General features: G+C 63.9%; 12 protein-coding genes. 2 read left to right on the top strand and 10 right to left on the bottom strand.

What is annotated here, in order from left to right; genetic code table 11:
• Nucleotides 1-11: 11 nt before the first annotated feature.
• Entirely contained in the window at nt 12-725 is a 714-nt protein-coding gene (locus LU688_RS22860) for an ABC transporter permease (RefSeq protein ID WP_038706760.1), read from the bottom strand.
• 480 nt (nt 726-1,205) lie between these two features.
• Between LU688_RS22860 and LU688_RS22855 the strand changes: the two genes are divergently transcribed.
• On the top strand, nt 1,206-2,789 hold the full coding sequence (locus LU688_RS22855; protein WP_023629783.1) for a peptide chain release factor 3: 1,584 nt from the start codon (nt 1,206-1,208) through the stop codon (nt 2,787-2,789).
• A gap of 103 nt (nt 2,790-2,892) precedes the next feature.
• Here LU688_RS22855 and LU688_RS22850 read toward each other — a convergent pair whose 3' ends face one another.
• From LU688_RS22850 to LU688_RS22835, 4 genes are all read right to left on the bottom strand, one after another.
• A complete protein-coding gene (locus LU688_RS22850) occupies nt 2,893-3,972 on the bottom strand; it encodes a polyamine ABC transporter substrate-binding protein (RefSeq protein ID WP_160290937.1) in 1,080 nt (359 codons plus the stop codon).
• Nucleotides 3,973-4,024: 52 nt separating this feature from the next.
• The gene (locus tag LU688_RS22845; protein ID WP_104444939.1) at nt 4,025-4,366 is read right to left on the bottom strand and encodes a cupin domain-containing protein; all 342 of its coding nucleotides are present in this window, start codon (nt 4,364-4,366) and stop codon (nt 4,025-4,027) included.
• A gap of 33 nt (nt 4,367-4,399) precedes the next feature.
• On the bottom strand, nt 4,400-5,806 hold the full coding sequence (locus LU688_RS22840) for an NAD(P)/FAD-dependent oxidoreductase (RefSeq protein WP_160290938.1): 1,407 nt from the start codon (nt 5,804-5,806) through the stop codon (nt 4,400-4,402).
• A 65-nt stretch (nt 5,807-5,871) separates the two neighbouring features.
• Nucleotides 5,872-6,681, bottom strand: coding sequence for a helix-turn-helix domain-containing protein (locus LU688_RS22835; protein ID WP_104444941.1), 810 nt, complete (start codon nt 6,679-6,681; stop codon nt 5,872-5,874).
• Nucleotides 6,682-6,925: 244 nt separating this feature from the next.
• On the opposite strand from LU688_RS22835, the gene LU688_RS22830 reads away from it, so the two are divergent.
• Entirely contained in the window at nt 6,926-7,834 is a 909-nt protein-coding gene (locus LU688_RS22830; RefSeq protein WP_038706757.1) for a hypothetical protein, read from the top strand.
• A gap of 151 nt (nt 7,835-7,985) precedes the next feature.
• Here the strand turns inward: LU688_RS22830 and LU688_RS22825 are convergent, their stop codons facing one another.
• The 5 genes from LU688_RS22825 to LU688_RS22805 all read right to left on the bottom strand — a co-directional run bounded on the left by LU688_RS22825 (nt 7,986) and on the right by LU688_RS22805 (nt 13,552).
• Entirely contained in the window at nt 7,986-8,954 is a 969-nt protein-coding gene (locus tag LU688_RS22825) for a peptide ABC transporter ATP-binding protein (RefSeq protein ID WP_104444942.1), read from the bottom strand.
• Nucleotides 8,954-9,922, bottom strand: a complete 969-nt coding sequence (locus tag LU688_RS22820) for an ABC transporter ATP-binding protein (RefSeq protein ID WP_023632049.1) — start codon at nt 9,920-9,922, stop codon at nt 8,954-8,956. Before LU688_RS22820 ends, LU688_RS22825 begins: the two co-directional genes overlap by 1 nt.
• Nucleotides 9,923-9,932: 10 nt before the next feature.
• Nucleotides 9,933-10,859: an ABC transporter permease subunit gene (locus LU688_RS22815; protein ID WP_038706756.1), complete on the bottom strand. Its 927-nt coding sequence runs from the start codon at nt 10,857-10,859 to the stop codon at nt 9,933-9,935.
• Between the two features lie 10 nt (nt 10,860-10,869).
• On the bottom strand, nt 10,870-11,880 hold the full coding sequence (locus tag LU688_RS22810) for an ABC transporter permease subunit (protein WP_023630501.1): 1,011 nt from the start codon (nt 11,878-11,880) through the stop codon (nt 10,870-10,872).
• A gap of 76 nt (nt 11,881-11,956) precedes the next feature.
• Entirely contained in the window at nt 11,957-13,552 is a 1,596-nt protein-coding gene (locus tag LU688_RS22805; RefSeq protein WP_104444943.1) for an ABC transporter substrate-binding protein, read from the bottom strand.
• Nucleotides 13,553-13,557 lie beyond the last annotated feature (5 nt).

The raw sequence follows: 13,557 nt of genomic DNA, 5'->3' as shown, positions 1-13,557 counted from the left end.
TTTGCCTCTTGTTATTGGGCCAGTCCACGTTCCAGCCAGCGCTTGCTGGAGAAACTCACCAACGCATCGAGCGCCAGGGCCAGCAACGCCGTGCAGGCGGCGCCGAGCAGCAGCTGCGGTTGGTTGTTCAGGGCGATGCCGGGGAAGATCAGGCTGCCCAGGCTGTTGGCGCCGATCAGGAACGCCAGCGGCGCGGTGCCCACGTTCAAGGCCAGGGCCACGCGCACGCCGCCGACGATGATCGGCACGGCGTTGGGCAGCTCGACCTGCCACAACTGCTGGCGCGCGGTCATGCCGATGCCGGTGGCGGCTTCCTTGAGCGAGGCGGGGACGTTTTTCAGGCCCTCGTAGGTGTTGCGCACGATGGGCAGGAGGGAGGCGAGGAACAGTGCGAAGATCGCAGGACCTGCGCCGATGCCCAGGATACTCAGGGCAATGGCCAGGACGGCCAGGGGAGGAATGGTGTTGCCAACGTTGAACAGCTGCATGAAGCGCTCGGCCTTGTCGACCCGATGCGGTCGACTCAAGGCAATGCCGGCGGGGATGCCCACGGCCAGCGCCGCCGCCATCGAAGCCAGCACCAGGATCAGGTGCGCTTGCAGGTAGAACCCAAGATCGTCGCGGTAGCGGGCGATCGTGTCGATGCCGATCCAGTGGACCAGCAGGGCCAGGATGACGAGCACGGCGGCCCATCCCAACAGCCCTTTTCCGTAGCGTGCAGCCACAGGCGGACTCCTTTTTTATAGTCGGCGATCACACCCCCGTGCGGCCGGCCATTCCTGGCGGCGGGTGGTGTGCTCGCGAGTAGCAGCCGATGCGCGGCATCAGGCCATGAGCCGAACCCCGTCGGGCTCGTGAAGCAGGTGAAACCAGCCCTGAAGCGAAGCGGCTTGCAGGGGAGTGGACGTCTCCGTGGGCGTAAAGGTTCCCATCTGGGGCGGCATTTGGCCAGTGTTAATCACTGGGCTGTAGGAATTTTCACGCGAAAAAAAAGCGCGGATATTAAGTGGAGGCGTTGAAGTACCTGCTATCGAGGCGTTTGCCGACGCGACGTTGGATGGCCCTGGGCTAGGCGATGTATGCGTGGCTGTCGTGATTCCTCGAATGCCATGTTCGGGCCGCCTTTCGTATCTTCGGTTTTGGCCCGCGCCCCGACTTCAGGTATGATATCGCCCCTTTTTGAATCCCCAGTCAGGCGATTTCCCATGACCAACCAGGCCGCCGAAGTCGCGAAGCGCCGCACTTTCGCAATCATTTCCCACCCCGACGCCGGTAAGACCACCATCACCGAGAAGCTCCTGCTGATGGGCAAGGCCATTGCCGTCGCCGGTACCGTGAAGTCGCGCAAGTCCGACCGCCACGCCACCTCCGACTGGATGGAAATGGAGAAACAGCGCGGCATCTCCATCACCACCTCGGTGATGCAGTTCCCCTACCGCGAGCACATGATCAACCTGCTCGACACACCCGGCCACGAAGACTTCTCGGAAGACACCTACCGCACCCTGACCGCGGTGGACTCGGCGCTGATGGTGCTCGACGGCGGTAAAGGCGTCGAGCCGCGCACTATTGCCCTGATGGATGTGTGCCGCCTGCGCGACACGCCGATCGTCAGCTTCATCAACAAACTCGACCGTGACATCCGCGACCCGATCGAACTGCTCGACGAAATCGAGGCGGTGCTGAAGATCAAGGCCGCGCCGATCACCTGGCCGATCGGTTGCTACCGCGACTTCAAGGGTGTGTATCACCTGGCCGGCGACTACATCATCGTCTACACCCCGGGGCATGGCCACGAGCGCACCGAGGCGAAGATCATCGAGAAGCTCGACTCCGATGAAGCCCGCGCTCACCTGGGTGACGAGTACGACCGCTTCCTCGAACAACTCGAGCTTGTGCAGGGCGCCTGCCACGAGTTCGACCAGGACGCGTTCATCAACGGCCAGCTGACCCCGGTGTTCTTCGGGACCGCATTGGGCAACTTCGGTGTCGACCATGTGCTCGACGCGGTTGTCGACTGGGCGCCGCGCCCACTGGCCCGTGTCGCCCACGAGCGCACCGTGGAACCGGTGGAAGAGAAATTCACCGGCTTCGTGTTCAAGATCCAGGCGAACATGGACCCGAAACACCGTGACCGTATCGCCTTCATGCGCATCTGCTCGGGCAAGTACGAGAAGGGCATGAAGATGCGCCACGTGCGTACTGGCAAGGACGTGCGCATCGGCGATGCCCTGACCTTCTTCTCCTCCGAGCGCGAGCAGCTGGAAGAGGCCTATGCCGGCGACATCATCGGCCTGCACAACCACGGCACCATCCAGATCGGCGACACCTTCACCGAAGGCGAGGCGCTGGGCTTCACCGGCATCCCGCACTTCGCCCCGGAGCTGTTCCGCCGCGTGCGCCTGAAGGACCCGCTGAAATCCAAGCAGCTGCGCCAGGGCCTGCAGCAGCTGGCCGAAGAGGGCGCGACACAGGTGTTCTTCCCCGAGCGCAGCAACGACATCATCCTCGGCGCGGTCGGTGTGCTGCAGTTCGACGTGGTCGCCAGCCGCCTGAAGGAAGAGTACAAGGTCGAGTGCGCCTATGAGCCGATCACCGTCTGGTCGGCGCGCTGGATCAGCTGCGACGACAAGAAGAAGCTCGAGGAATTCCAGAACAAGGCGGTGGAGAACCTGGCCATCGACGGCGGTGGTCACCTGACCTACCTGGCCCCGACCCGGGTCAACCTGGCGCTGATGGAAGAGCGCTGGCCGGATGTGAAGTTCCGCGCGACTCGCGAGCACCACTAAGAGCAGCTACAAGCGTCAAGCTGCGAGTGTCAAGAAGAGGCGGGCCCGGAAAGGCCCGCCTTTTTCTTGTCGCTTGCAGCTTCAAGCTTGTAACTGACGTATGTCAGTTGCCGGCTTTTATGCTGGTCCAGATCCGCGTCCTGATGCGGTCGATCTTCGCCGGCATCGCTTCCAGCGCATACAACTTGCCCATCACGTCGTCACTCGGGTAGATCATCGTGTTGCCCTTCAGCGCCGGGTCCACCAGCGCATCCGCCTGCTGGTTGCCATTGGCGTACTGCACGAAGTTGCTGATGTTGGCCATCACTTCCGGCTGCAACAGGTAGTTCATGTACGTATACCCGGCCTTCTCGTCAGGTGCATCGGCCGGCATGGCCACCATGTCGAACCACATCGGCGCGCCTTCCTTCGGGATCGAGTAGCCCACCTTCACCCCGTTCTTGGCCTCCTCGGCTCGGTTCTTCGCCTGCAGCACGTCGCCTGAGAAACCCACCACCAGGCACACGTCGCCATTGGCCAGGTCGCCGGTGTACTTCGAGGAATGGAAGTAGCTGATATACGGGCGCACCTGCATCAGCAACGCCTTGGCCTTGTCGTAGTCCGCCGGGTTCTGGCTGTGGTGGGGCAGGCCCAGGTAGTGCAGGGCGATCGGCAGCAGCTCGGGGCCGTTGTCCAGCACCGCCACGCCGCAGCTCTTTAGCTTGGCGAGGTATTCGGGCTTGAAGAACAGGTCCCACGAATCGATGGGCGCATTGTCGCCGAGCACCGCTTTGACCTTGTCGATGTTGTAGCCAATGCCGGTGCTGCCCCACAGGTACGGGAAGCCGTACTGGTTGCCCGGGTCGTTGACCTCCAGGGCCTTGAGCAGCACCGGGTTGAGGTTCTTCCAGTTGGGCAGTTGCGACTTGTCCAGCTGCTTCAGGGCCTTGCCCTGGATCTGCCGGGCCATGAAGTGGTTGGAGGGGAATACCACGTCGTAGCCGGAGTTGCCGGTCATCAGCTTGCCGTCGAGGGTCTCGTTGCTGTCGAACACGTCGTAGGTGGGATTGATGCCGGTGGTTTGCTGGAAGTGCTTCAGGGTGTCCGGGGCGATATAGCTCGACCAGTTATAGATCTTCACCGAGTCGGCGGCACTGGCCACGCTGGCGGCCAGCATCAGGGGAGCGAGAAGGAGAGTGCGCATGTCGGGGTTACCTTGCTTTGTCTGTTGTTATCGAAGGCAGGCGATCAGCGGATCAGAAAATGAGGACGTAGGTCTTGCGCACGGTCTCCTGGATATCCCAGGTGCCGAGGCTGTTGGCCGGTAGCATCAGTGCGTCTCCGGCTTCTATGACCAGGGGCTCGCCACCGTCGGGGGTGAAGGTGCAGCGGCCCTTGATGAAATGGCAGAACTCCTGCTGCATGATCTGCCGCCGCCAGCGCCCCGGGGTGCATTCCCAGATACCGGTCTCGACGCCGTCGTTGCGTTCGACGCAGGTGACCGAAGTCACTGCGACCGGCTCGCCGAGGGGCATGGCGACCGGGGTGCTGCTGTCCAGGATGGCGCTGTCGGTGTGCTTGAACTGGGTGATGCTCATGACCAGTGGATCCTGTGTGGTGGTGAGGGGAAGTCAGTGCATGAAGCCTTCCATGAAGTCGGCCAGCCCACTGGCCAGGCGTCGCCGCCAGGGCGCGCTGGCGGGGTTGGCGAGGGTCCGGTCCTCGTGGACGAAACTCTGGATGATCGCGTTGTAGCCCAGCCAGCGGCACGGCTCGGGTGGCCAGCTGGCCAGGCTCGACAGCGGGCGGTTGTCGTGCACCCAGGGCTGCGCGGTCAGTTCGTTGTGCTGACCGAGGATCAGCGCGGCCAGGGTGCGTCCACCGAGGTTGGTGGCGCCGACACCCTCGCCGCCATAACCGCCGGCCAGGGCGATGCCGCGCTGGCGGTCGCAGAGCATGTGGGGGCGGAAACGCCGGGCCATGCCGAGGTTGCCGCCCCAGGAGTGGGTGATGCGTACGTGCTTGAGCTGTGGGAACAGTTCGCCGAACAGGTAGCGGCGCAGCTCCACCTCGTCGGTGGTCAGGGTGAAATCCTCGCGCAGACGGCCTCCGAAGCGATAGCCGCCGCGGGCACCGAACACCAGGCGGTTGTCGGCGCTGCGCTGGCCATAGGTGACCTGGCGGCTGTTTTCGCTGAAGGCCTGGCCCTGGCCCAGGCCGATCTGCTCCCAGGTCGACTCCGGCAGCGGCTCGGTGGCCACCAGCAGGCTCTGTACCGGCAGCTGGTGCCGCCCGAGCGGTGGCAGGCTGGCGGCGTAGCCTTCCACGGCCGGCACCACCCAGTGGCTGCGGATGCGTGCCAACGGGGTGCGCACTTCGCCGGTCTGCCAGTCTATGGCTGGGGTGTTCTCGTAGATCGGCACGCCCATGGCCTCGACCGTCCGTGCCAGGCCACGCACCAGCCTGGCCGGTTGAATGGTGGCGACGTGCGGGCTGTAGAGGGCGCCGTAGGGGTTGCTTACCTTCAGCTGGGCATCCAGCTGTTCCGGACGCAGCCAGCGGTAGTCGTCTTCATTCATGCCCTGGCGGTAGAGGTCGTCGAGCCAGGCGCGCAGGTTGCGTTCCTGTTCCGGGTAGCGGGCGGCGCAGTAGAGCACGCCGCCTTTGCGGTAGTCGCAGGCGATGCCTTCGCGCAGCAGCACGTCGTGGACTTCGTCGGGGATGCCTTGCAGCAGGTCGATGCTTTCACGCCGTTGCTGCGGCGAGAGCGTGGCCAGCAGGCGGTCCTCGCCCAGCAGGTTGCCCATCAACCAGCCGCCATTGCGTCCGGAGGCGCCGAAGCCGGCGATGTTGGCCTCGATCACCGCGATGTTCAACTGCGGCGCCTGGCGCTTGAGGTAGTAGGCCGTCCACAGGCCGGTGTAGCCGGCGCCGATGATGCACACGTCGAGATCCAGGTCCTGGCGCAGGGCCGGGCGCGCGCACAACGGCTCGTCGAGCTGGTCCATCCACAGGCTGATCGTGCGCAGGGGTTGCATCGGGTCGGCCTCCACATCCGTTCAAGGTATGTGGACGATCCTAGTGAAGCGCGGGGAGGGCTGTCTTACGTGCGTGCACGCAGGGAAATTTGCTTGAGGTAGGCTTTGGGCGACAGGCCGGTGTGCTCGCGAAAGCACTTGTAGAACGCCGACAGCGAATTGAAACCGGCGTTGAACGCCAGGTCATCGACGGGCGCCGTAGCGCAGCTATTGTCCAACCGGCTCAGCAGGTGCTGCAGGCGGGCCTGGTTGACGTAGCGGTAGAAGCTCTGGCCAAGCACCTGGTTGAGGAGGTAGGAAATCTGGTTGCGGCTGTAGCCGCTTTCGTCGGCGACCTGCTGCAGGTCCAGTTCAGGGTCAAGGTAGGGGCGTTGGGCCTGGAAGTAGTGCTCCAGGTCCTGGGCCATGGTCGACAGCTGGCGTGGCGACAGGCCAAGCCGGCTGGTGGCAGGGCGCGGACCACCGGCGGGCCTGCCCTTGGCATCGCCGCGCACCAGCGTGGCGTATTCGTTGACCTGCCAGATCAGCCCGTCCCTGACCGTGATCGCCTCGCTGGACTGGAACGCCACCAGGCCGTCGCCGCCTTGTACGGTGACCTGGTACTGGATGAACGCGGTGCAGCCATCGACGCGGATGCGGTCGCTGTGGACGATGTCCTCCCCGGCCTCGTGGGGCAGGCTGGCGCGCACGTAGTCGCGCAGCTGGCTGAAACCGAGCACGCGGTTCTGGAAGAAGTCGTGGTACTGGATATCCGGGTGGTACAGGGCCATCACCCCGTCCAGGTCGCGATGCTTCCAGCACAGGTGGTAGCGCATGACGGTGGCGGCGGTGAGCGGGGTCTGCCCAGGGCCGTCGGGGACGGTGGTGATAGACATGCCGTGGATGGTGCCTCGCCGCGTCCCGGTCTGACAAGAACCAGCCCGTATGCACAGGTCGCAGCCAGGGTTGCAGAAGGCCCTGCCGTTTCCGACCCGATCTGGCATTTTGCATGATGTTCAGATGTTGCCTACACGCCAACCGCCTGATTTATAAAGAAGTCATGTTTTGACACAAAGTGGCACAGCCCCTGCACTGCCTTACCCGAGAAAGGACCTCCCCCTCAGATAAAGGCGTCGAATCATGATCACACCTGCCGACTACCCCACCAACGACCCCAATCGCTCCGGTGTTTCCTGGGCCGCGATATTCGCTGGCGCAGCAGCGGCGGCGGCCTTGTCCCTGATCCTGGTGGTACTGGGAACAGGGTTGGGCCTGGCCGCTACCTCGCCTTGGGCCGACGAAGGCGCCAGCGCCAAGGCGCTTGGGATTTCCACCATCATCTGGCTACTGATCACACAGATACTGGCCTCGGGCCTAGGTGGTTACATCGCCGGTCGCCTGCGGATGAAATGGGCCAACCTGCACGGTGATGAAGTGTATTTCCGGGACACTGCACATGGCTTCCTGGCGTGGGCGGTTGCCACGCTCGTGGCGGCCATGCTGGTGCTCGGTACTGCTGGCAACTTGCTGGGCGCCGGCGCCACCGCTGTGTCCGGAGCGGCTACAACTGCCGCTGCGGGCGTGGCTGGCAGCGACAGCCAGGGCAAGGACCCGATGGGCTACTTCGTCGATAGCCTGTTCCGTGCTCAAGGCCCGGTGGCGGTCAGTGACGACGCTGCAAATGGTGTGGCAGCGCGTATTCTGACCCGCTCGCTGGCTCAGGGCGGCACGCTTGCGCCGGAGGACCGGACCTACCTGGCCCAGGTGGTGGCCCAGCGCACTCGCCTGACCCAGCCCGAGGCCGAAGCACGCGTTGATCAGGTCTATGCGCAACTGCAGCAAGCCAAGGTCGAAGCCAAGCAAGCTGCGGATGCTGCGACAAAGGCTGCGGCCTGGACCGCGTTGTGGACCTTCGTCGCCCTGCTTTGCGGCGCCTTCTTCGCCAGCCTGGCGGCACTCTTCGGTGGCCGGCAGCGTGATCGGGTTCAGTGGCTCGAAGCCAGTCAAGCAGACTACAACTTGCGCCACGCCTCCGCACCGATTCGATAACCCGCACAGGAACAAGGAGAAACATCATGCGCTCATTATTGCTGTGGATGCTCGGGGTACCTATTCCGGTGATCATCCTGATTGCACTGTTCATGCACTGAGAAATGAAAACGCCGCCCCCGAAGGGCGGCGTTTTCATTGGCGCATAACGCTACAGGAACTGCTCGGCGTAGTGGCAGGCCACCTGCCGCGTGCTCACTTTGCGCAACGCTGGGACTTCCTTGGCGCATCGTTCGGTGGCATACGGGCAACGTTTGTGGAAGGCACAGCCATCCGGCGGGTTCAACGGATTGGGCAGCTCACCGGCAATGCGGATCTTCGGTTTCAGCGGATCTGGATGGATCGCCGGGGTCGCAGACAACAGCGCCTGTGTATATGGGTGCAGCGGCTTGTCGTAGATGTCCTGCTTGGGCCCCATCTCCGCTGGCCGACCGAGGTACATGACCAGCACCTGGTCCGCCACATGGCGCACCACCGCCAGGTTGTGGGAGATGAATACGTAGGCGGTGTTGAACTCCTTTTGCAGGTCCATGAACAGGTTCAACACCTGGGCCTGGATTGACACGTCCAGCGCCGAGGTCGGCTCGTCGGCCACCAGTACCTTGGGTTGCAGCATCATCGCCCGGGCCAGGGCGATGCGCTGGCGTTGACCGCCAGAGAACATGTGCGGATAACGCTGGTAGTGCTCGGGGCGCAGGCCCACCTGCTCCATCATCTTCTGCACTTTCTCGCGGCGTTCCGCCTTGCTCAGCGAGGTATTGATCAGCAGCGGTTCGGCCAGCTGGTCGCCGATCTTCTGCCGTGGGTTGAGCGAGGCATACGGGCTCTGGAACACCATCTGCACGTCACGGCGCAGCTGTTTGCGCTGGTCCTTGCTGGCGCCCTTTACCTCCTGGCCGGCGATCTGCAGCGAACCGGAGGAAGGCTCCTCGATCAGGGTCAGGGCCCGCGCCAAGGTCGACTTGCCGCAACCGGATTCACCGACCACGGCCAGGGTCTTGCCGGCCTCCAGTTCGAACGACACGCCATTGAGCGCTCGCACCAGCGCTTGGCCCTTGAACAGGCCGCGGGATACTTCGTAGTGGCGGGTCAGCTCACGAGCGGAAAGTACGACGGCCATCACGCCACCTCCTGGTTCAGCGGATAGAAGCAACGCACCAGGCTGTGGGCCTGGGGATCGAGGGGCGGGCGCTGCCGGCGGCAGTTTTCCTGCACATAGGGGCAGCGCGGCGACAGCAGGCAGCCTTGTGGGCGGTCATAGCGGCCGGGGACGATGCCAGGCAGGGTGGCCAGGCGTTCGGCGCCGATGCTGTGCTCGGGAATGGCCGCCAGCAGCGCTTCGCTGTAAGGGTGGGCGGGTACGTCGAACAGCTCGGGCACCTGGCCTACTTCGACTGCTTGCCCTGCGTACATCACACACACGCGCTTGGCGGTTTCGGCGACCACGGCCAGGTCGTGGGTGATCAGAATGAGCGCCATGTTGCGCTCTTTCTGCAGGTTGACCAGCAGCTCCATGATCTGCGCCTGGATGGTTACATCCAGCGCGGTCGTGGGTTCATCGGCGATCAGCAGTTTCGGCTCGCCGGCGATGGCCATGGCGATGGCCACGCGCTGGCTCATGCCGCCGGACAGTTGGTGCGGGTAGGCGTCGAGGCGGCTTTCGGCAGCCGGGATCTCGACCTTCTTCAGCAGTTCCAGGGCGCGCTGGCGCGCAGCCTTGCCCTTGAGGCCGAGGTGCTGGCGCAGCACTTCCTCGATCTGGTAGCCCACGGTGTAGCTGGGGTTGAGCGCGGTCATCGGGTCCTGGAAGACCATCGCGATGTCCTTGCCCACCACCTTGCGGCGCTGGCGGCCGCTGAGCTTGAGCATATTGGTGCCGGCGAAGTCGAGCACGTCCGCGGTGATGCGCCCGGGGGCTTCGATCAGCCCCATCAGCGCCATCATGGTCACCGACTTGCCCGAGCCAGATTCGCCGACGATGGCGAGGATCTCGCCGGCATCCACGCTCAGGTCGAGGCCGTCCACCACAGGCACGGCATTGGCGTCGCCGAAGCGCACGTTCAGGTTGTTGATCTGCAACAGTGACATGGCGATCTCCTCAGGCGGCGTTCTTGAGTTTCGGGTCCAGCGCGTCGCGCAGGCCGTCGCCCATCAGGTTGATTGCCAGCACACTGAGCAAAATGGTCAGGCCGGGCAGGCTAACCACCCACCAGGCGCGTTCGATGTAGTCGCGAGCTGAGGCCAGCATGGTGCCCCACTCGGGGGTTGGCGGCTGCACACCGAGGCCGAGGAAGCCCAGGGCTGCGGCGTCGAGGATCGCCGAGGAGAAGCTCAGGGTAGCCTGCACGATCAGCGGCGCCATGCAGTTGGGCAGCACGGTGACGAACATCAGTCGCGGCAGGCCGGCACCGGCCAGGCGCGCGGCGGTGACGTAGTCACGGTTCAGTTCGCCCATCACCGCGGCGCGGGTCAGGCGCACGTAGGACGGCAGCGAGACGATGGCGATGGCGATCACGGTGTTGATCAGGCCTGGGCCGAGGATGGCGACGATGGCCACGGCCAGCAGCAGCGAGGGCAGGGCCAGCATCACGTCCATCAGACGCATGATCGAGGGGCCGAGGATCTGCGGGAAGAAGCCGGCAAACAGGCCCAGCAGGATACCCGGGATCAGCGACATCACCACCGACGACAGGCCGATCAGCAGCGACAGTCGAGCGCCCTGGATTAGCCGCGAGAGCAGATCGCGGCCCAGCTCATCAGTGCCGAGGATGAATTGCCAGGTACCGCCTTCGAGCCACACTGGCGGCGTGAGCAGGAAGTCGCGGTATTGCTCGCTGGGGTTGTGCGGCGCCACCCAGGGGGCGAACAGGGCGCAGAACACCACCAGGCACATGAACGCCAGGCCGGCCACCGCGCCTTTGTTGCGCGAGAAGGCCTGCCAGAATTCTTTATATGGCGAGGGATAGAGCAAGCTTTGGTCGACCACGCTGGGCGGGGTGACGGATTTTGGAATCGGGCTGGTCATGGCGTAGTCCTCAGCGCTGATGACGGATGCGTGGGTTGGCCAGGCCGTAGAGGATGTCCACGACGAAGTTGACCAGGATCACCAGGCAGGCGATCAACAGGATGCCGTTCTGGACCACGGGGTAGTCACGGGCACCGATGGCTTCGATCAGCCATTTACCGATGCCCGGCCAGGAGAAGATGGTTTCGGTGAGCACGGCGCCGGCCAGCAGCGTGCCGACCTGCAGGCCGAACACAGTGAGTACCGGGATCAGCGCGTTGCGCAGGCCGTGGATGAATACCACGCGCGACGGCGACAGGCCCTTGGCGCGGGCGGTACGGATGTAGTCCTCGCGCAGCACTTCGAGCATCGACGAACGGGTCATGCGGGCGATCACCGCCAGCGGGATGGTGCCCAGCACGATGGCGGGCAGGATCAGGTGCATCAGCGCATCCTTGAACGCGCCTTCCTCGTCGCTGAGCAGGGTGTCGATTAACATGAAGCCGGTTTTCGGCTCGATGTCGTAGAGCAGGTCGATGCGCCCGGAGACCGGCGTCCAGCCCAGGCTCACCGAGAAGAACATGATCAGGATCAGGCCCCACCAGAAGATCGGCATCGAGTAGCCGGCCAGGGAGATGCCCATCACCCCGTGGTCGAACAGCGAGCCGCGCTTGAGCGCGGCGATCACCCCGGCCAGCAGGCCGATGACCCCGGCGAACAGCAGGGCGGCCATGGCCAGCTCCAGGGTTGCCGGGAACAAGGTGAGGAATTCGTTCCATACGCTTTCACGGGTGCGCAGGGATTCGCCCAGGTCGCCCTGGGCGAGCTTGCCGACATAGTCCAGGTACTGGGCCGGCAGTGGCTTGTTCAGGCCCAGGCGCTCCATGGCCTGGGCATGCATTTCGGGGTCCACCCGGCGTTCGCCCATCATCACTTCGACGGGGTCGCCGGGGATCAGGCGTATGAGCGCGAAGGTCAGCAGGGTGATACCGAAGAAGGTCGGAATCAGCAGACCCAGGCGTCGGGCAATAAAACTCAACATTGTCAGGGGTACCTCATCAGCCGGAAACGGCGTGCCGCCGGGGCCTCTTGCACAAGGTCCGGCGGCTGTTGTTGTTCTACTTCACCTGGGTGGTGGCGAAGTTGTTGTTGGTCAGTGGGTTGATCACATAGCCTTCGACGTTCTCGCGCATGGCGGTGAACATCTTCGGGTGGGCCATGCTGATCCACGGTTGGTCTTCATCGTACACCGCCAAGGCCTCGTTATAGAGCCTGGCGCGTTCGTCGTTGTCGATCACTTCGCGGGCGCGGGTGATCAGGTCCTGGAATTTCTGGTTGCACCAGCGTGCATAGTTCTCGCCGCTTTTCACCGCGTCACAGCTGAGCATCGGCGTGAGGAAGTTGTCCGGGTCGCCGTTGTCGCCGGCCCAGCCCGCCGACACCAGGTCGGCCTCGCCCTTCTTGGCGCGACGCAGCATCTCGGCCCATTCCATCACGCGGATGTCGAGCTTGATGCCGATCTTGGCCAGATCCGACTGCAGCATTTCGGCGGACAGGCGCGGGTTGGGGTTGGTCGGGCCACCGCCGTTGCGGGTGAACAAGGTGATCACCGTGCCCTCCGGCACGCCGGCTTCCTTGAGCAGGGCGCGGGCCTTGTCGAGGTCATGGGGTGGGTTCTTGTTGTCGGTGTTGTAGCCGATCATGGTCGGTGGATACGGGTTGACCCCAACCAGGGCGTTGCCCTTGCCGAACAGCTGGTCGACGTGGGTCTGGCGGTCGAAGGCCATGTCGATTGCCTTGCGCACGCGCACATCGCTCAGGTATTTGTGCTGGGTGTTCATCGAGATGTAGCCGGTAACCAATGCTTCGATCTCGGCGACCTTGAGTTTCGGGTCGGTCTTGATACCCGGCACGTCGTCAGGCTTGGGATAGAGGGCAATCTGGCATTCGTTGGCGCGCAGTTTCTGCAGGCGCACGTTGCTGTCGGTGGCGATGGCGAAGATCAGCGCATCGGCAGGTGGCTTGCCACGGAAGTAGTCCGGGTTGGCCTTGTAGCGGACGTTGGCGTCCTTGTTGTAGCGCTGGAACACGAACGGGCCGGTGCCGACCGGCTTGCTGTTGAGGTCGCCGGTCTTGCCGGCCTTGAGCAACTGGTCGCCGTACTCGGCGGAGTAGATCGAGGTGAAGGCCATGGCCAGGTCGCGCAGGAAAGGCGCTTCCGGGCGGGTCAGGGTGATCACCACGGTGTGATCGTTGGTCTTTTCGACCGACTTGAGCAGGTCCTTGAAGGCCATGCTCTCGAAGTAGGGATAGCCGACGCTGGTCTTGTCGTGCCACGGATGGTCTTTCTTCAACTGACGGTTCAAGCTCCACAGCACGTCATCGGCGTTGAAGTCGCGGGTGGGCTTGAAGTAGTCGGTGGTGTGGAACTTGACGCCTTCGCGCAGGTGGAAGGTGTAGACCAGGCCGTCGGGGCTGACGTCCCAGCTGGTGGCCAGGGCCGGTTGGATCTCGGTGGTGCCGGGCTTGAAGTCGACCAGGCGGTTGAAGATGGCCTCGGCCGTGGCATCGGCGGTGACGGCGGTGGTGTACTGGACGATGTCGAAGCCTTCCGGGCTGGCTTCGGTGCACACCACCAGCGGCTTGGCCGCCAGATTCGATGCGGCGCCCAGGATGACGGCTGCCAGGGCAGCACGTAGCGGTAGCAATTTCATGGAAC

The sequence above is a fragment of the Pseudomonas soli genome, from assembly GCF_021283165.2.
GTDB classification, from domain to species: Bacteria; Pseudomonadota; Gammaproteobacteria; order Pseudomonadales; family Pseudomonadaceae; genus Aquipseudomonas; species Aquipseudomonas soli.
Note: the sequence above shows the minus strand (reverse complement) of the source record. Positions and strands in the feature narration are given on the sequence as shown.